The following is a 16,644-nucleotide window of genomic DNA, read 5'->3' as shown; positions in this document are numbered from 1 at the left end:
ATTTACGAAGTACTAAAAGTTAAAAAAACACATGTCAGAAAAAGCTACATTAGAATACAATGGAAAAAAATATGAATTTCCAATTATAAAGGGTACAGAAGAAGAATTAGCAATTGATATTAAAACATTAAGAGCAGGATCAGGAATTATAACAATTGACCCGGGTTATAAAAATACAGGCTCTTGTAAAAGTGCTATCACTTTCTTAGATGGTGAAAAAGGTATTCTTCGTTATAGGGGATATTCAATAGAAGAATTAGCAGAAAAAGCTGATTTTTTAGAAGTAGCATATTTATTAATTTTCGGAGAATTACCAAATTCTGAACAATTAGAAAATTTTCATAATGATATTAAATCTGAATCTCACGTAGATGAAGAAATGAAAAAGATTTTAGATGGTTTTCCAAAATCTGCACATCCAATGGGTGTGTTATCATCATTAACAAGTGCACTTATTGCATTTAACCCAACATCAGTAAATGTTACTTCTGAAAAAGAGATGTATTGGGCAATAGTACGTATCATGGCTAAGTTCCCAGTGTTAGTAGCTTGGGCAATGCGTAAGAAAAAAGGATTACCATTAGATTATGGTGATGATACTTTAGGTTATGTTGAAAACATTCATAAAATGATGTTTAAAAAACCTAATCAAGAATACAAGAAAAATAAGATTATTATAGATGCATTAGATAAACTTTTAATCTTACATGCTGATCATGAGCAAAACTGTTCTACATCAACTGTACGTATCGTAGGTTCTTCTCATGCTGGTTTATTTGCTTCATTATCTGCTGGTATTTCAGCTTTATGGGGTCCACTTCACGGTGGGGCAAACCAAGCTGTATTGGAAATGCTTGAAGCTATTGAGGCTGATGGTGGTGATACTAAAAAGTACATGGCTAAAGCTAAGGATAAAGAAGATCCGTTTAGGTTAATGGGCTTTGGTCACAGAGTTTATAAAAACTTTGATCCTCGAGCAAAAATCATCAAAGTTGCAGCAGATGAAGTTTTAGGTGATTTAGGTATTGATGATCCAATTTTAGCTATCGCCCAAGGTTTAGAAAAAGAAGCTTTAGAAGATCAATATTTTGTTGATAGAAAATTATATCCTAATGTAGATTTCTACTCAGGTATTATATACAGAGCTTTAGGTATTCCAACAGAAATGTTTACAGTAATGTTTGCATTGGGTAGATTACCAGGTTGGATTGCTCAATGGAGAGAAATGCGTTTAAATAATGAACCAATTGGTAGGCCAAGACAAGTGTATACTGGTGAAAATTTAAGATCTTTTGTTCCTGTGGAAAAGAGATAAATAGTTTACAATATTTTAATACAAGCTGCCTTTTTGTTTTCATACAAAAAGGCAGTTTTTTGTTATGATATGTTTATTTTTGGCTACTTAATACATAAAAATCAATATGCTTCGATTAAATGTTAAAAATGAAACTTCAAAATTAAAGGCGGTAATATTAGGTACGGCTGAAAGCTGCGGGCCTATACCTACTATTGAAGAGGCGTATGACCCTAAATCATTAGAACATATAATTGCAGGTACATATCCGTTAGAAAAAGATATGATTTTTGAGATGGATGCTTTTGCTACTGTTTTAAAAAAATATGATGTTGAAGTTTTTAGACCTAAGGTTTTAAAAGATTGTAACCAGATTTTTTCAAGAGATATTGCTTTTGTGATTGATAATGTTTTGTTTAAAGCAAACATATTACCTGATAGGGAAGAAGAGTACCAAGCAATAAATCATGTGTTAGCACAAATTAAAGCTTCAAAAATTGTTCACTTACCAGAAGAAGTACATATTGAAGGAGGTGATGTAATGCCTTGGAATGATCATATTTTTATAGGTACTTATACAGGTGATGATTATCCTGATCAAATTACAGCTAGAACAAACGGTGAAGCTGTAGCACATTTTAAAAAGATATTCCCTAATAAAACGGTGAAGTCTTTTGAATTACGAAAATCTACAAACGCAAAAGAGAATGCATTGCATTTAGATTGTTGTTTTCAGCCTATTGGAAAAAATAAAGCAATACTACATAAAAATGGCTTTTTGGTTGAAGAAGAGTATAATTGGTTGGTTAATTATTTTGGAAAAGAAAATGTTTTTGAAATTACAGGAGATGAAATGTATGCTATGTTTAGTAATGTTTTCTCAATCTCACAAGAGGTTATTGTTTCAGAAAAAAGCTTTACAAGATTAAATAACTGGTTAAGAGAGCAAGGTTTTACGGTTGAAGAAATTCCGTATGCTGAAATCTCAAAACAAGAAGGCTTGTTACGTTGTAGTACAATGCCTTTAATAAGAGAATAATAGATTAATTGTTTTAAAAACCCCTGACAAGGCATATGCAAATTACCAATAGTATTTTAATGATAAGACCAGTTGGTTTTCGTAAAAACGAGCAAACCGCTGTAAACAACTATTTTCAAGAAGATCTTGATATTAAAAATGCTGAAATAAATAAAAAAGCTCAGACGGAGTTTGATGCTTTTGTTACTGTTTTAAGAGAGAAAGGAGTACAAGTTACTGTGGTAGATGATACTAAATCCCCTGATACTCCAGATTCTATTTTCCCTAATAACTGGATTTCTTTTCATGAAGACGGTACTGTTGGTTTGTACCCAATGTTTGCTGAAAATAGAAGGAATGAGCGTAGAGAGGATATTTTTGAAGTTTTAGAAGAAAAAGGGTTTGTCATTAATAATGTTGTTGATTACACATCAGCAGAAGAAGAAGGTTTTTTCTTAGAAGGTACAGGTAGTATTTTGTTAGATAGAATGCATAAGAAAGCGTATTGTGCACTTTCTGATAGAGCAGATGAAGAACTGTTTATTGAGTTTTGTGAAGATTTTGATTACTTCCCTGTAATATTTACGGCAAATCAATCTGTTGATGGTCAGCGTATGCCAATTTATCATACTAATGTAATGATGGCAATGGGAGAAAAATTCTCAATCATTTGTGCGGATACCATTGATGATAAAAAAGAAAGAAAAGCTGTATTGGAACATTTGAATAATGATGGAAAAGAAATTATTAGAATAACAGAAAAGCAAATGCATCAGTTTGCAGGAAATATGTTGCAAGTCTTAGGCTCAAATGATAAACGTTATTTAGCAATGAGTTCAGCAGCTTTTAATAGTTTGACAGAAGATCAAATTAAAAAGATAAATAACCATTGCGAAATTATTCATAGTTCTCTTGATACTATTGAAACTTGCGGTGGTGGTAGTGCACGTTGTATGATGGCAGAAGTATTTTTACCAAAAGGCTAGTCTTTTTTTGTAGCAATACCACGCAACATACCTCCAAAAATAAAAAAGTGAAACGGTAATACACTATACCAATATAATCTGCCACGGAGGCCTCGAGGTCTAAACGTGGCAGTTTGATGTAATACATTTTGCTCATCTATTTTAAATTCAAGCCAAGCTTCACCAGGTAAACGCATTTCAGCAAAAAGTAATAAGCGTTTATTCTTTTTATCAGCCAATAAAACACGCCAGAAATCTAAAGAATCACCAGTGTAGATTTTATCAGGATGCGTTCGGCCACGTCGCAAACCAACACCACCGTATACTTTATCAATAAAACCTCTAATTTTCCAAAGCCAGTTTGCGTAATACCACCCTGTTTCGCCACCAATACGCCAAATATTATTTAAAGCTAATTTGGAGTCTTTTAAAGTAATACTTTTTTTATCGGTAAGAACACCATATTTGGGTACTTGAATATGTTTCTCAATATTCTTTCGAAATCGCCCACTAACCATACTATCTTTCCAACTACTAATAACAAGATTTTGCTCTATCTTTTTAAAAGCCATATCAATAGCTTGTGTGTAGGTATAGGGCTTAATTTTTAAAATATCCTGTAACCTTTGGTCTTTGGCTACAACTTCCATTTTCATGCTATCTACTAAGTTTATTGCTAATTTGTATGACGTAGCTGTAACAAAATACAACCAGTATGATGAAAGTTTAGGAGTCATAATTGGTATGGTAACAATCCAGTTTTTAAAACCACGGACTTTGGCATATTGATGTAACATCTCTTTATAAGTCAAAACATCTGGTCCAGCAATATCAAAAGAATCATTGTATGTTTTTTCGTTGCCTATAACACCTGTTAAATAGTTAATAACATCTCTAATGGCAATAGGTTGTGTTTTAGTAAGCACCCATTTTGGAGTAATCATGAAAGGTAATTTCTCACATAAATCACGAATAATTTCAAAAGAAGAACTTCCTGAACCTACAATAATTCCGGCTCTTAAAACAGTAAGTTTAAAATCACCTTGATATAAAATATCTTCTACATTTTTCCGTGAGCTTAGGTGTTTAGATAACTCATTGTCATTAACTATGCCACTTAAATAGATGACTTGTTGCACATTAGTTTGTGACATGTAATCATTAAAATTATGTGCAGTAACAGCTTCTTTTTCATCAAAATCTTGTGTAGATGAACTCATGGAGTGAATTAAGAAATAAGCTAAATCAATATCTTTAGGTATTTTGTTGTTGGTAACGTCATGTAATAAATCCAACTCTATAACTTCAATTTGCGCTTTGGTTTCTTCGTCAACTGAAAGCCTGTTTTTATCCCTAACTGCACAAACCAATTGATGACCAAGTGCTAATAATTGGGGTATAAGTCTCATACCAATATAGCCATTTGCGCCTGTAAGTAATATTTTCATAGTAGTTAGTTATAAGTCAGTTAAAGAAGTTGGTGAGTTATCTGCTTTGTAAGCTAATATTTTTTTAAAATATTTTTGAATTGCTTTAGTGTCAGCTTTTATTTTTATAAAATTATGATCTCTAAATACAGTATAGGCTGCAAAATCACCTTTGTAAATAACAAGTTTGTAAAACGGAATTACTAAAGCATAAGTTTCTAAAAGTGACCTAAACCTAATGATAATCCCTTTTGGTCTTAATTCTATATTACAAGTATTGGTGTTATTGTCAAGTATTAGTAGGTTGTTAATAGTTACGCTAGTATTAATAATAAATAGTTTTGGTGAACCAATACCGTTCATATTCCATCGTTCTTTAAGCGTAAATGGTTTACCAACTTCAGTATCAATTTTAGTGGTAATCTGTTTGTTATTATAAGATACATTAAAGAGCATAAGACTTGATTGAAATTTTATTTGAAAGAAAATTTAATACATTTTCTATAAAGTTAACAAAAATAGGGGTGCTTTAGAGATTATATTGACTGTAAAAGATTAAAAAATGATTAGTTTTGCAGGCTGATAAGTCCATATTTATGAATATCCAGAACGTTTTAGAAACCAAAGTAAAAGAAGCGGTTTCATCATTATACCAAGCCGAATTACCAACTGTAGAGTTTCAACCTACTCGAAAAGATTTTGAAGGTGATATTACCGTGGTCGTTTTTCCAATGTTACGTGTTGTAAAAGGTAATCCTGTTCAAATAGGAAATCAAATTGGTGAGTATTTGGTTAATGAGGTTGAAGAGGTGTCTTCCTTTAATGTGATTAAAGGTTTTTTAAATTTAGTTGTTAATGATAATTTTTATGTAAATTATTTTAATGCTATTGCTAAAGATGATTCATTTGGATTTGTAAAGCCAGATAACTCAAATGCAGTAATGGTTGAATATTCTTCGCCAAATACGAATAAACCTTTACATTTAGGACATATTAGAAATAACTTATTAGGATACTCAGTTGCTGAAATATTAAAAGCTTCGGGTAAAAAAGTATATAAGACTCAAATTATAAATGACCGTGGTATTCATATTTGTAAAAGTATGTTGGCATGGCAAAAATTTGGAGAAGGTGAAACTCCAGAGAGTACAGGTTTAAAAGGCGATAAGTTAGTTGGGAATTATTATGTAGCATTTGATAAGGCTTACAAAGCTGAAATTGCAGATTTAGTTGCAAAAGGTACTGATAAAGAAGTTGCAGAAAAACAAGCGCCAATTTTATTAGAAGCGCAACAAATGCTTTTAAAATGGGAAGCTGGTGATGAAAAGGTAGTAGCTCTTTGGAAGAAAATGAACCAATGGGTTTACGATGGTTTTGAAGTAACGTATAAGAATTTAGGAGTAGATTTTGATAATTTATATTACGAAAGTAATACTTATTTATTAGGGAAAGATATTGTTGCTGAAGGACTTGAAAAAGGAATTTTCTTCAAAAAAGAAGATGGTAGCGTTTGGATAGATTTGACCGAAGACGGACTTGATGAAAAAATTGTTTTAAGATCAGATGGTACTGCGGTTTACATGACCCAAGATATTGGTACTGCAATACAGCGTGTGAAAGATAATCCTGATGTTAGCGGTATGGTTTATACTGTTGGTAATGAGCAAGATTATCATTTTAAAGTTTTGTTTTTAATCTTGAAAAAATTAGGTTTCTCATGGTCTGAAAATTTATTCCATTTAAGCTACGGTATGGTAGATTTACCTAGTGGAAAAATGAAAAGTAGAGAGGGTACTGTTGTTGATGCTGATGATTTAATGAATGACATGACAAATACTGCTGGTGAAATATCAGAAGAATTAGGAAAGCTTGATGGTTATTCTAGTGAAGAAAAGCAAGACTTGTTTAAAATGATTGGTTTAGGAGCTTTAAAATATTATATTTTAAAAGTTGATCCTAAAAAACGAATTTTATTTAACCCTGAAGAGTCGGTAGATTTTCAAGGAAATACCGGGCCGTTTATTCAATATACATACGCGCGTATTCAATCGATATTAAGAAAAGCAAAAGAGTTAAATTTAGCTACAGTTGATGGATTAGTAGAACTTCATGAAAAAGAGAAGGAATTGATTAAACAATTACAATTATTTCCTGAAACTATTCAATTGGCGGCATCAAACTATAGTCCGGCATTAATTGCTAATTATACTTATGATTTGGTAAAAGAATTTAATTCGTTCTACCAAAATGTTTCAATTTTAGGAGAAGCTGATGATCAGAAAAAAGCCTTTAGAGTACAGTTATCTAAAAAAGTAAGTGATGTAATTCAGTTATCATTTAAACTTTTAGGTATTGATGTGCCAGAACGTATGTAGAATTCTAAATTAATTTATGGTAATAGGACCTATACTTTTTTTGTTGGCAATTCTTGCTTACTTTTTATACATATTACATTATGCGTATAGCCTATATTTTGCTAAAATAGAACCACTTACTTTATCAGAAAAGAAAATTATATTAAACAATTTTCCAGTATATAAAAAGCTATCTATAAGGCAAAAGCAAAAGTTTGAATACAGACTACTTAGGTTTCGGAAAGACAAACAATTTGTTTTTAATGGAGAAATACCAAGGCACGATGATATGGCATTGTTGTTAAGTGCAACAGCAACGATGCTTACTTTGGGTTTAAAAAATTATAAAATTCCAGCAATTGAACGAATTATAATTTATCCTGATCAATATTATTCTAAAATTACGAGACAAGATCATATTGGGGAATACAACCCCGGGTTAAAAACAATAGTAGTTTCTGCATTGCACGTAAAACAAGGTTTTCAAATTCCAAATGATAATAAAAATTTAGGAGTGCATGAATTTGCACATGCTTTAAGTTTTAATTCTATTATTGAAGACAGTAGAGAAGCTCGTTTTTTCAAAAAGCAGATTGATAAAGTAAATCATATGTTTGATAGCTCAACTTTTAATGAGAAACTTGAAAATAGTAATTACTTTAGAGCGTATAGTCGTACCAATATGCATGAATTTTTTGCTGTAGCTACAGAGAATTATGTAGAAACTCCTGAGCAATTTAAAATTGAATTTCCGGTGTTGTATGCTTTAATAGGTAGTATGCTAAAATTCGATTTCCATCAACCCGTTAATCGCACTTAATTTAAAGCCTAAAACATGATTTTGGATGTAAATAGTGGTTTTTAGTCTTCTTTCAGAATTTAAACAAGCTATTTTAGCAATTTAAGAGAGTAAAATAGTTAATAATTAGTTTATTATTTCGCTGTCACACTTCACACTTCGCATTGTTATTATTAAATTTGCAATTCTTGATAATTAAGGTAAGACTATGTTTGATAATTTAAGCGAAAAGCTAGATAAAGCACTTCATGTTCTAAAAGGACATGGACAAATTACAGAAATTAATGTTGCAGAGACTTTAAAAGAAGTCCGTAGAGCTTTATTAGATGCCGATGTTAACTTTAAAATTGCTAAAGAATTTACCAATAGAGTAAAAGAAAAAGCATTAGGTCAAGATGTATTAACATCTTTACAACCAGGCCAATTAATGGTGAAGCTTGTAAAAGATGAGTTAACTGAGTTAATGGGTGGTGATGTTGAAGGTATCAACTTAGGGTCAAATCCATCAGTAATATTAATGTCTGGTTTACAGGGGTCTGGTAAAACTACCTTTTCTGGTAAACTTGCCAATTATCTAAAAACAAAAAAAACAAAGAAACCTTTATTGGTTGCTTGTGATGTATATCGTCCGGCGGCAGTTGATCAATTACATGTAGTTGGTGAACAAATAGACGTTGAAGTTTTTTCTGATCGAGGAAATACTGATCCTGTTGCAATTTCAAAAGCAGGTATTGCATACGCAAAGGCAAACGGACACAATGTGGTAATTATTGATACCGCTGGTCGTTTAGCTGTTGATGAAGAAATGATGAACGAAATTGAAAACGTTCATAAAGCAATAAAGCCACAAGAAACTTTATTTGTTGTTGATGCCATGACAGGGCAAGATGCAGTAAATACAGCTAAAGCCTTTAATGATATTTTAAATTTTGATGGTGTTATACTGACAAAATTAGATGGTGATACTCGTGGTGGTGCCGCAATCTCAATTAAATCTGTAGTAAATAAACCAATTAAATTTATTGGTACAGGTGAAAAGATGGAAGCTATTGATGTTTTCTATCCTTCGCGTATGGCTGAGCGTATCTTAGGGATGGGTGATGTTGTGTCTTTAGTAGAAAGAGCACAAGAGCAATTTGATGAAGAAGAGAGTAGGAAGATTCAGAAAAAGATTGCTAAAAATCAATTTGGTTTTGATGACTTTTTAAGTCAGATTCAGCAAATTAAAAAAATGGGTAATATCAAAGACCTTATGGGAATGATTCCTGGTGCCGGTAAAGCATTAAAAGGTTTAGATATTGATGATGATGCTTTTAAACATGTTGAAGCAATCATACATTCAATGACTCCATTAGAAAGATCTACACCTTCAAAACTTAATGCAAGTAGAAAAAAGAGAGTAGCAAAAGGTAGTGGTAGAACCATACAAGAAGTAAACCAGTTACTTAAGCAATTTGATCAGATGAGTAAGATGATGAAAATGATGCAAGGCGGTGGCGGTAAAAAAATGATGCAAATGATGGGAGCAATGAAAGGGATGAAATAATCTCTTTTGTTGTTTTTTAAGTAGTTATATAATAGAATATTATCAGAAAACCAAAAACGAAAAGAAAACCACGATAATGGAAATATTAGACGGAAAAAAAGTATCTAATGAGATTAAGGAAGAGATTGCTGCTCAGGTAATTAAAATGCGCGAACGTGGTGAAAAAGTACCTCACTTAGCTGCTATTTTAGTTGGTAATGATGGGGCAAGTTTAACTTATGTAGGTAGTAAAGTAAGGTCTTGTGAAAAAATAGGATTTGAATCTACTTTAGTAAAAATGCCAAGTACGACTTCGGAACAAGAACTTTTGCAAAAAATTGAAGAATTAAACCAAGATGAAAATATTGATGGTTTTATAGTTCAATTGCCATTGCCACCGCAAATTGATACTCAAAAGGTGTTATTAGCTATTGATCCTGATAAAGATGTAGATGGTTTTCACCCAATGAATTTTGGTAAAATGGCATTGGATATGAGTACTTTTATACCTGCGACACCTTTTGGAATATTAGAACTTTTAGAACGTTACAATGTTGATACAAAAGGGAAGCATACAGTTGTAATAGGTAGAAGTCATATCGTAGGTAGACCAATGAGTATTTTAATGGGTAGAAAAGGCTGGCCAGGAAACTCAACAGTTACCTTAACACATAGTCATACTAAAAATATAACTCAAATTATATCACAGGCAGATATTGTTATTTCGGCATTAGGAGTACCAAAGTTTTTGAAAGCAGAAATGGTTAAGGATGATGCTGTTGTAATAGATGTTGGTATAACGCGTGTTGCTGATGATACTAAAGAAAAAGGATATTACATAACTGGTGATGTAGATTTTGAAAATGTAAGTAAAAAAGCTTCATTTATTACACCAGTTCCTGGCGGAGTTGGACCAATGACTATAGCAATGTTATTGAAAAATACACTACTAGCGAGAGAACGTCATAGAAGTAGAAAATAAGAGATATTTATATCGGTTTATATAAAATCATTTGTAGTTAGTTCTTACTAATTATGAATGATTTTTTTTGTTAATAAGGTTTTAAATTTGAGTTAAAATTTAGGTGATATTTTGTATATTGCAAAATATTAAAAACCAACCATTTATACCTTGTATACGAGGTATTTTACTTCATATTACGAATGAGCATAAGTATTGAACCTTTTTTTGAAAAATCACTAGATATATTTTGTATTGCAGACTATAATAGTCATTTTATAAAAGTAAACCCCGCATTTGTAAATCTTCTAGGATATACCGAAGATGAACTTTACGCGAAACATATTAAAAGTTTTATTTACGAAGAAGACGTTATGCGAACCTTGCAATATGGCGAAGAGTTACGAAAAAGTATTCCTTTAAATAATATAGAAAATAGATATGTAACTAAATCTGGTGAAATAGTCTGGTTACATTGGACTTTAATGGTTGTTCCTGAAGATAAGTTGATATACGGAATTGCAAAGGATATTACCTATAAGAAAAAATTGGAAGCAGAGCGTGTTGAAAAGCTTTTTGAACTCGATAAAAAAAGTAGAGATTTAAAGACTTTGAATTATAAGACTTCACATGATTTAAGGTCACCCATTAATAATATACAGACTTTAGTGGATTTAATTGAATTAGATGAAATTGAAGATCAACAATTATTGGAAATTATTGGTTTAATTAAAGAATCGTCTGATGGACTGAAACAATCCTTAGATGATTATGTTGATTGTATTGAAGAGGTTGATAACTTAGATTTAAAAATTGAAGAAATTAATTTTGAGTCTACTTTTAAAAAAGTACAATCTTCTATATTGGCGCTGATTAATGACTCTAGAGCAACTTTTATTTTTGACTTCTCTGAAGTGGAGAATGTAAACTTTAATAGAAGTTATATGGAGAGTATTTTGTTAAATTTTATAACAAATTCTATAAAATATGCCAGAACAGATGTTGCTCCAATTATAAAAATATCTTCAAAATTTGAAGGAGAAAAGGTGAAACTTATTTTTTCGGATAATGGCTTGGGTTTTGATATGAATAGAGTACAAAATAAAATTTTTAAAATAAGTCAAAAATTTCACAATTTAGAAGATAGTAAGGGGGTTGGCTTGTATTTAATTCATAACTATATAAAAGACCTAAATGGTGAAATCGCTGTTGAAAGTAAAGTGAACGAAGGCACAACTTTTACAATTACTTTTTAGAACAGTAAAATTCTATTTTACTGTTCTAAAAATGAAATAACCTGTTTGTTAACATCATCTTGATGTAATGAATGTCCTAAACCTTCTGTTTCAACTAAAGTACTGTTTTTCCAATTTTTATGAATGCTTTTTGCAGCACTAAAAGGAGCAATTTTATCAAACTTGTCATGAATAATAAGTCCAGGAACAGTGCTGTTTTTTACAAATGATGCGATTGAAAACTCATTAACTATTATATTAAATTTTTCAATAAAATATGCTTCTAAACTTTCAACAACGTTATCATTAAGTTGCAACAAGTTTTCATAGTGTTTCATAATTTCAGAAAGCTCAGATGGAGCTCCTAATGAAACTATTTTTTCAACACTATTATTTGGGTGTTTGTATTGATTGTATAGCGTTGTCATACCACCAACAGAATGTCCAATCACATATTTAGGTTTGTACTTAGTAATAATATCGTTTGCACATTTTGTGTAAATAGGAACATGCAAAATATCACCTGTAGAATTACCATGACCAGGAGCATCAATAGCAACAATATTATAACCAGCTTCTTTTAAAAAGCCTAATAAGTTTCGCCATCTATATACATTACTTTCCCAGCCGTGAAGTAATAAAACTGTCTCTTTTTCACCTTCCCATTTATAGGTTTGTAGGGTTATATTGTTTGATTCTACTTTCTCAAACTTAGCACTGTCTAAGAATTTTTTTTGAAATTCTTTTACACGTCCTTTTTGTGGTGTACAAAAAAGTAGAAATGCTTTTTCAACAGCTTTTTTCTTTGATACTTTAAAAAGAGTATTAATATAGCGACCAAATAATCTAGGAATGTATTTTTTCATTTTAGCTATTCTTCTTCTCTGTGAACTTTTGCGAAATCAAAAGCGGGTAAGCAAACTGCAATATACTCACATGGTTCAGTAAAGGGGTTAGCGTATTGTACTCTAGTGTTCTTGTTAATTTTTATTGATTGGCCTGCTTTTAAAATCACAGTCTCACCATCAATAATAAATTGCTTTTTACCTTTTATGATATAAGTATATTCATCAAATTCTGGAGTTTGAAAAGGTTCATTCCAGCCTGCAGGTGCAACCATATGTGCTAAGCTAAGGTTTGCATCATTTGTACTAGCATTACCAAAATGCTCTTCAATTAATTTACCATCAGTTGTTGGTACTATAAAAGGAGATTTTTGTATTATAAATTTTTTTATCATTAAAAAGTGAATTAAGCAATTTTAAATAAACAAAAGAACTATTCCCAAGCCATCCACATGTACTTTATTTTTGCTGTATCAGGTATTTGAACCTCTTCAATATTTGTACTTGAATTATACCTTAAACTAGCTGGTAATTGTTGCTTGTCAATTGTGAAGTATACACCAGAATCTTTTAATAAAATAACTACGTTGTTCATGGTAGTAATTATTTTTTTAATAGTGTAATTGTCTTTAATATCTTTAAAAGTACTGTTGATAGTAACTCCTTTTTCTGTTTTGTAACGAGCATCGTAAATTCTAATATTTTCAACAGTGGGTACGGAATCATTACTAGGTGTTAAACTTAATAAATGTGCGCCACCTTTTTCAAAAACTTCAATTTTTTGATAACTGAAACCATCTTTTATGACACGTTCGCTGTTATCATCTTCAGGTTCAGATGTAACATTACTCAAATTCATTTTAGGAATACCATTTGCGGCTACAATTGAGTCATTAGCGTAAAGTGTTTCTAAATCTGAAATTTTAGTTTCTTTCGTAAGCTGTCCAATAGCTGAATTTGTAATCTTAAAATTTGTGCTTTCCTTTTCACAATTAAAAAATATTAGTGATGACACGGTTAAAACAACTGATACAATTTTTTTCATTTTATATAATGTGGATATTAAATATTTATAAGAATTTTTAGCGTATTACTTTTTTTAATACACCTAATACTCCTCTAATAAAAGTTGCGCTAGTTAATACCTTAATTACAGGGTTTTGCCTAGTGCTTGTTCTACTTCGAGATGTGGATTTTGTTTTTGGTTTCCTTTTTTCTCTTTCGGCTATTGCTTCAGCTTTTTCTATTTTTTCATTCAGAATTTCATAGGCACTTTCACGATCAATAATATCATTGTATTTTTTAACTAATGATGAGCGATCAATTACTTCATTCAATTCACTTTCAGAAAGTATATCCATACGGCTCATTGGAGCGCGTAGCATTGTAGCGGCCAATGGTGTTGGTCTACCTTTTTCATCTAAAGCAGATATTAATGCTTCACCAATACCTAAAGATGTAAGTACTTCTTTTGTGTCATAAAATTCAGATTCAGGGTAGTTTTCTGCTGTTAATTTTATTGCTTTTCTATCACGAGCAGTAAAGGCACGCAAAGCATGTTGTACTTTTAAACCTAATTGAGATAATACATCATTTGGTACATCTGTTGGGTTTTGTGTAACAAAATATAACCCAATACCTTTTGAACGAATTAATTTTACAATACTTTCAATTTGATCTAATAAAGCTTTTGAAGCTTCTTTAAAAATTAAATGAGCTTCATCAATAAATAAAATTAACTCTGGCTGATCAGCGTCACCTTGTTCTGGAAATGTATCATATATTTCAGCTAATAGACTCAACATAAAAGTAGAAAACAATTTTGGTCTATCTTGTATATCAGTAAGTCTTAAAATGTTTATATAACCTTTTCCGTTTTCATCAATACGGGTCAAATCATTTACTTCAAAAGATTTTTCACCAAAAAATAAATCGGCGCCTTGTTGTTCTAATTCTATAATTTTTCGAAGAATTGCACCGGTAGAACTCGTACTAATTCTACCATAATCTTTAGTAAATTCAGCTTTACCACCATCAGTAGCATATTGAAGTACTTTTTTAAAATCTTTTAAATCTAAAAGCGGTAATTTATTATCGTCACAATATTTAAAAACAACAGCAACAATACCTTCTTGTGTTTCAGTTAAATCTAATATTCTTGATAATAGTGTAGGACCAAATTCAGAAACAGTTGCACGTAATTTCACACCATCTTGCTCTGATAAAGACAAAATCTCGACAGGAAATTTTTTAGATTCGAAAGGTAATCCAATTTTTTCATGTCTTTCATCAATTTTTTCATGCCCTGGGCTAGGTTGTGCTAAACCACTTAAATCACCTTTAAGATCCATTAACATGACTGGAATACCTTTTTCTGATAAGTTTTCCGCAAGTACTTGCAATGTTTTTGTTTTACCTGTACCAGTTGCACCAGCAATAAGTCCGTGTCTATTTAAAGTTTTTAGTGGGATTTTTACAAATGCATCCGTAAGTGTTTCACCGTCTAAAATTGCAGCTCCCATAGTGATAAAATCACCTTTAGTTCGGTATCCTTCTGTTATATGTTGAAAGAATTGGTCTTTGTTGCTCATCAAGTTAATTTTGCATAAAAATAAGCGTTTTTTAGGCAACTGAAAAAATCTAAAGGAGGTTAGATTTTTCAATTAAGACAAATTTAATAGTTGTGTGATAGACTCATAACTAAAATGTATCTTTGCAGCATGTTAGAGAATGAAGTTTTGACATTGGTCAATAAAGGGGAAATGTTACCTCTGATGGAAGAGTTTTATACAATTCAAGGAGAAGGTTTTCATAAAGGGACTGCCGCTTATTTTATTAGAGTTGGTGGTTGTGATGTTGGATGTCATTGGTGTGATGTGAAAGAAAGCTGGAATGCTGAAACACATCCTCCAACTGCGATTGATAAAATTATTACCAATGCGACCTCATATTCTGATACTATTGTGATTACTGGTGGAGAACCACTTACGTGGGATATGGGACCTTTAACCAAAGGTTTGAAAGCTAAAAATGTACAAACGCATATTGAAACATCTGGTGCTTACCCGTTATCTGGTGTTTGGGATTGGATTTGCTTATCTCCAAAGAAAAACAAATTACCAGAAGGTAGAATTTACGATGAAGCCCATGAGTTAAAAATGATAATTTTTAACAAGCATGATTTTATTTTTGCTGAAGAGCAAGCTGCAAAAACTAATAAAGACTGTATTTTATACTTACAACCAGAGTGGAGTGTTCGAGAGAAAATGGTGCCACTTATTGTTGATTATGTGATGAAAAACCCAAAATGGAAAGTATCATTACAAACCCACAAGTATTTAAATATACCTTAAAAAGAGTAGTGTGATTCTAACGACCTCCGTTAGCTGCGACATCTAATAAACATTCAGCATCTAAATCAGGAACCTGACCATTTTTAGCGGTAAGCATTTTGCTCATACCACTACTGAATTGTAATTCGGCACGCATTAAACAACCTTCTTGGTCACAATGTTGATTGCCGATAATTTCTCCATCATCATTTGTAGTTTCATCCTCATGATCATGTACCATGTCAGAACCAATATTTACTAATCCAAATAGGTGACCAAATTCATGATTAAGCGTAGCAGTTTCTACAGTAGCATTCGAAATTAATGTAGATGCCTTTGCTATTTCTCTAACCGATTCTTGGTAGATAACCATAGAAGTGTTTAAATACACAGCACCTAAAGTATATAAGCCAGAATCTGGGTCATCATCTTCAAAAGTTGTGTCTGAAAAGTAAATGTACATACCTAATGTAGTACCATCAGTATAAACTGTACGATTTTCTTGTTCTAAATCATAAACTTCTTGCGTGGATAAAGTAGCCTCATTTGGTGAGTCTAATTCTAAATATTGTACTTCAATATCTTCTTTAAAAGTTATTTCTTCTATAAATTCTAAATTATCTAAAATAGCGGCTTCCTCAGGTTGGTAACCTGTTACGTAAGCTACTTCAATAATTAACTTATCATAATTATCATTTGATAAAAAATCATTTGCTGATGCTCCAGTTTCTTGTTGATTAAGAGTTTTGTCTACAACAGTAGTAACTTCTTCATTCTCCTCTTCTGAACTTGAAGATGATTCACTCTTTGAGCAATTCCAAATTAAAAAGGCAGAAAGCCCTAAGATTAAAAATGATTTATTTTTCATAATTGAAGTTAAAAAACATAG

The 16,644-nt window shown here is 31.4% G+C and carries 16 protein-coding genes; 9 read left to right on the top strand and 7 right to left on the bottom strand.

What is annotated here, in order from left to right; all coding sequences use genetic code 11:
* Window positions 1–31: 31 nt before the first annotated feature.
* The 3 genes from KO500_RS11345 to ctlX all read left to right on the top strand — a co-directional run bounded on the left by KO500_RS11345 (window position 32) and on the right by ctlX (window position 3,298).
* The gene (locus tag KO500_RS11345) at window positions 32–1,315 is read left to right on the top strand and encodes a citrate synthase (protein WP_215956666.1); all 1,284 of its coding nucleotides are present in this window, start codon (window positions 32–34) and stop codon (window positions 1,313–1,315) included.
* A 106-nt stretch (window positions 1,316–1,421) separates the two neighbouring features.
* A complete protein-coding gene (locus tag KO500_RS11340; RefSeq protein WP_215956665.1) occupies window positions 1,422–2,333 on the top strand; it encodes a dimethylarginine dimethylaminohydrolase family protein in 912 nt (303 codons plus the stop codon).
* A 35-nt stretch (window positions 2,334–2,368) separates the two neighbouring features.
* Window positions 2,369–3,298: a citrulline utilization hydrolase CtlX gene (gene ctlX, locus KO500_RS11335; protein ID WP_215956664.1), complete on the top strand. Its 930-nt coding sequence runs from the start codon at window positions 2,369–2,371 to the stop codon at window positions 3,296–3,298.
* Here the strand turns inward: ctlX and KO500_RS11330 are convergent.
* Both KO500_RS11330 and KO500_RS11325 read right to left on the bottom strand, forming a co-directional pair.
* Window positions 3,295–4,725, bottom strand: a complete 1,431-nt coding sequence (locus tag KO500_RS11330) for an SDR family oxidoreductase (RefSeq protein WP_215956663.1) — start codon at window positions 4,723–4,725, stop codon at window positions 3,295–3,297. The two genes, ctlX and KO500_RS11330, sit on opposite strands and share 4 nt — an antisense overlap.
* 9 nt (window positions 4,726–4,734) lie before the next feature.
* Complete coding sequence (locus KO500_RS11325; RefSeq protein ID WP_215956662.1) at window positions 4,735–5,160, bottom strand: hypothetical protein; 426 nt, start codon at window positions 5,158–5,160, stop codon at window positions 4,735–4,737.
* A 140-nt stretch (window positions 5,161–5,300) separates the two neighbouring features.
* On the opposite strand from KO500_RS11325, the gene argS reads away from it, so the two are divergent.
* From argS to KO500_RS11300, 5 genes are all read left to right on the top strand, one after another.
* Window positions 5,301–7,079: an arginine--tRNA ligase gene (gene argS, locus KO500_RS11320; RefSeq protein WP_215956661.1), complete on the top strand. Its 1,779-nt coding sequence runs from the start codon at window positions 5,301–5,303 to the stop codon at window positions 7,077–7,079.
* A 16-nt stretch (window positions 7,080–7,095) separates the two neighbouring features.
* A complete protein-coding gene (locus KO500_RS11315) occupies window positions 7,096–7,878 on the top strand; it encodes a zinc-dependent peptidase (RefSeq protein WP_215956660.1) in 783 nt (260 codons plus the stop codon).
* A 187-nt stretch (window positions 7,879–8,065) separates the two neighbouring features.
* On the top strand, window positions 8,066–9,403 hold the full coding sequence (gene ffh, locus KO500_RS11310; protein ID WP_215956659.1) for a signal recognition particle protein: 1,338 nt from the start codon (window positions 8,066–8,068) through the stop codon (window positions 9,401–9,403).
* 76 nt (window positions 9,404–9,479) lie between these two features.
* Window positions 9,480–10,364 (top strand): bifunctional 5,10-methylenetetrahydrofolate dehydrogenase/5,10-methenyltetrahydrofolate cyclohydrolase, encoded by an 885-nt coding sequence (locus KO500_RS11305; RefSeq protein ID WP_215956658.1) that lies wholly within the window; start codon window positions 9,480–9,482, stop codon window positions 10,362–10,364.
* A gap of 182 nt (window positions 10,365–10,546) precedes the next feature.
* Window positions 10,547–11,599: a PAS domain-containing sensor histidine kinase gene (locus KO500_RS11300; protein WP_215956657.1), complete on the top strand. Its 1,053-nt coding sequence runs from the start codon at window positions 10,547–10,549 to the stop codon at window positions 11,597–11,599.
* A gap of 17 nt (window positions 11,600–11,616) precedes the next feature.
* Here KO500_RS11300 and KO500_RS11295 read toward each other — a convergent pair whose 3' ends face one another.
* From KO500_RS11295 to KO500_RS11280, 4 genes are read right to left on the bottom strand one after another with little or no spacing between them, the layout of a single operon-like run.
* A complete protein-coding gene (locus KO500_RS11295) occupies window positions 11,617–12,444 on the bottom strand; it encodes an alpha/beta fold hydrolase (RefSeq protein ID WP_215956656.1) in 828 nt (275 codons plus the stop codon).
* Between the two features lie 5 nt (window positions 12,445–12,449).
* Window positions 12,450–12,818: a cupin domain-containing protein gene (locus tag KO500_RS11290; protein WP_215956655.1), complete on the bottom strand. Its 369-nt coding sequence runs from the start codon at window positions 12,816–12,818 to the stop codon at window positions 12,450–12,452.
* A gap of 38 nt (window positions 12,819–12,856) precedes the next feature.
* A complete protein-coding gene (locus tag KO500_RS11285) occupies window positions 12,857–13,468 on the bottom strand; it encodes a hypothetical protein (RefSeq protein WP_215956654.1) in 612 nt (203 codons plus the stop codon).
* A gap of 37 nt (window positions 13,469–13,505) precedes the next feature.
* The gene (locus KO500_RS11280) at window positions 13,506–15,014 is read right to left on the bottom strand and encodes a helicase HerA-like domain-containing protein (RefSeq protein WP_215956653.1); all 1,509 of its coding nucleotides are present in this window, start codon (window positions 15,012–15,014) and stop codon (window positions 13,506–13,508) included.
* A gap of 129 nt (window positions 15,015–15,143) precedes the next feature.
* Between KO500_RS11280 and KO500_RS11275 the strand changes: the two genes are divergently transcribed.
* On the top strand, window positions 15,144–15,776 hold the full coding sequence (locus tag KO500_RS11275; protein WP_215956652.1) for a 7-carboxy-7-deazaguanine synthase QueE: 633 nt from the start codon (window positions 15,144–15,146) through the stop codon (window positions 15,774–15,776).
* A 16-nt stretch (window positions 15,777–15,792) separates the two neighbouring features.
* Here KO500_RS11275 and KO500_RS11270 read toward each other — a convergent pair whose 3' ends face one another.
* Window positions 15,793–16,623, bottom strand: coding sequence for a hypothetical protein (locus tag KO500_RS11270; protein WP_215956651.1), 831 nt, complete (start codon window positions 16,621–16,623; stop codon window positions 15,793–15,795).
* Window positions 16,624–16,644 lie beyond the last annotated feature (21 nt).

The sequence above is a fragment of the Cellulophaga baltica genome (assembly GCF_018861125.1).
Taxonomy (GTDB): Bacteria; Bacteroidota; Bacteroidia; order Flavobacteriales; family Flavobacteriaceae; genus Cellulophaga; species Cellulophaga baltica_A.
Note: the sequence above shows the minus strand (reverse complement) of the source record. Positions and strands in the feature narration are given on the sequence as shown.

What these genes read in the sequence shown, in the direction of transcription:
- KO500_RS11345 (WP_215956666.1), top strand. Translation starts at nt 32, where the DNA reads ATGTCAGAAAAAGCTACATTAGAATACAATGGAAAAAAATATGAATTT.
- KO500_RS11340 (WP_215956665.1), top strand. Translation starts at nt 1,422, where the DNA reads ATGCTTCGATTAAATGTTAAAAATGAAACTTCAAAATTAAAGGCGGTA.
- ctlX (WP_215956664.1), top strand. Translation starts at nt 2,369, where the DNA reads ATGCAAATTACCAATAGTATTTTAATGATAAGACCAGTTGGTTTTCGT.
- KO500_RS11330 (WP_215956663.1), bottom strand. Translation starts at nt 4,725, where the DNA reads ATGAAAATATTACTTACAGGCGCAAATGGCTATATTGGTATGAGACTT.
- KO500_RS11325 (WP_215956662.1), bottom strand. Translation starts at nt 5,160, where the DNA reads ATGCTCTTTAATGTATCTTATAATAACAAACAGATTACCACTAAAATT.
- argS (WP_215956661.1), top strand. Translation starts at nt 5,301, where the DNA reads ATGAATATCCAGAACGTTTTAGAAACCAAAGTAAAAGAAGCGGTTTCA.
- KO500_RS11315 (WP_215956660.1), top strand. Translation starts at nt 7,096, where the DNA reads ATGGTAATAGGACCTATACTTTTTTTGTTGGCAATTCTTGCTTACTTT.
- ffh (WP_215956659.1), top strand. Translation starts at nt 8,066, where the DNA reads ATGTTTGATAATTTAAGCGAAAAGCTAGATAAAGCACTTCATGTTCTA.
- KO500_RS11305 (WP_215956658.1), top strand. Translation starts at nt 9,480, where the DNA reads ATGGAAATATTAGACGGAAAAAAAGTATCTAATGAGATTAAGGAAGAG.
- KO500_RS11300 (WP_215956657.1), top strand. Translation starts at nt 10,547, where the DNA reads ATGAGCATAAGTATTGAACCTTTTTTTGAAAAATCACTAGATATATTT.
- KO500_RS11295 (WP_215956656.1), bottom strand. Translation starts at nt 12,444, where the DNA reads ATGAAAAAATACATTCCTAGATTATTTGGTCGCTATATTAATACTCTT.
- KO500_RS11290 (WP_215956655.1), bottom strand. Translation starts at nt 12,818, where the DNA reads ATGATAAAAAAATTTATAATACAAAAATCTCCTTTTATAGTACCAACA.
- KO500_RS11285 (WP_215956654.1), bottom strand. Translation starts at nt 13,468, where the DNA reads ATGAAAAAAATTGTATCAGTTGTTTTAACCGTGTCATCACTAATATTT.
- KO500_RS11280 (WP_215956653.1), bottom strand. Translation starts at nt 15,014, where the DNA reads ATGAGCAACAAAGACCAATTCTTTCAACATATAACAGAAGGATACCGA.
- KO500_RS11275 (WP_215956652.1), top strand. Translation starts at nt 15,144, where the DNA reads ATGTTAGAGAATGAAGTTTTGACATTGGTCAATAAAGGGGAAATGTTA.
- KO500_RS11270 (WP_215956651.1), bottom strand. Translation starts at nt 16,623, where the DNA reads ATGAAAAATAAATCATTTTTAATCTTAGGGCTTTCTGCCTTTTTAATT.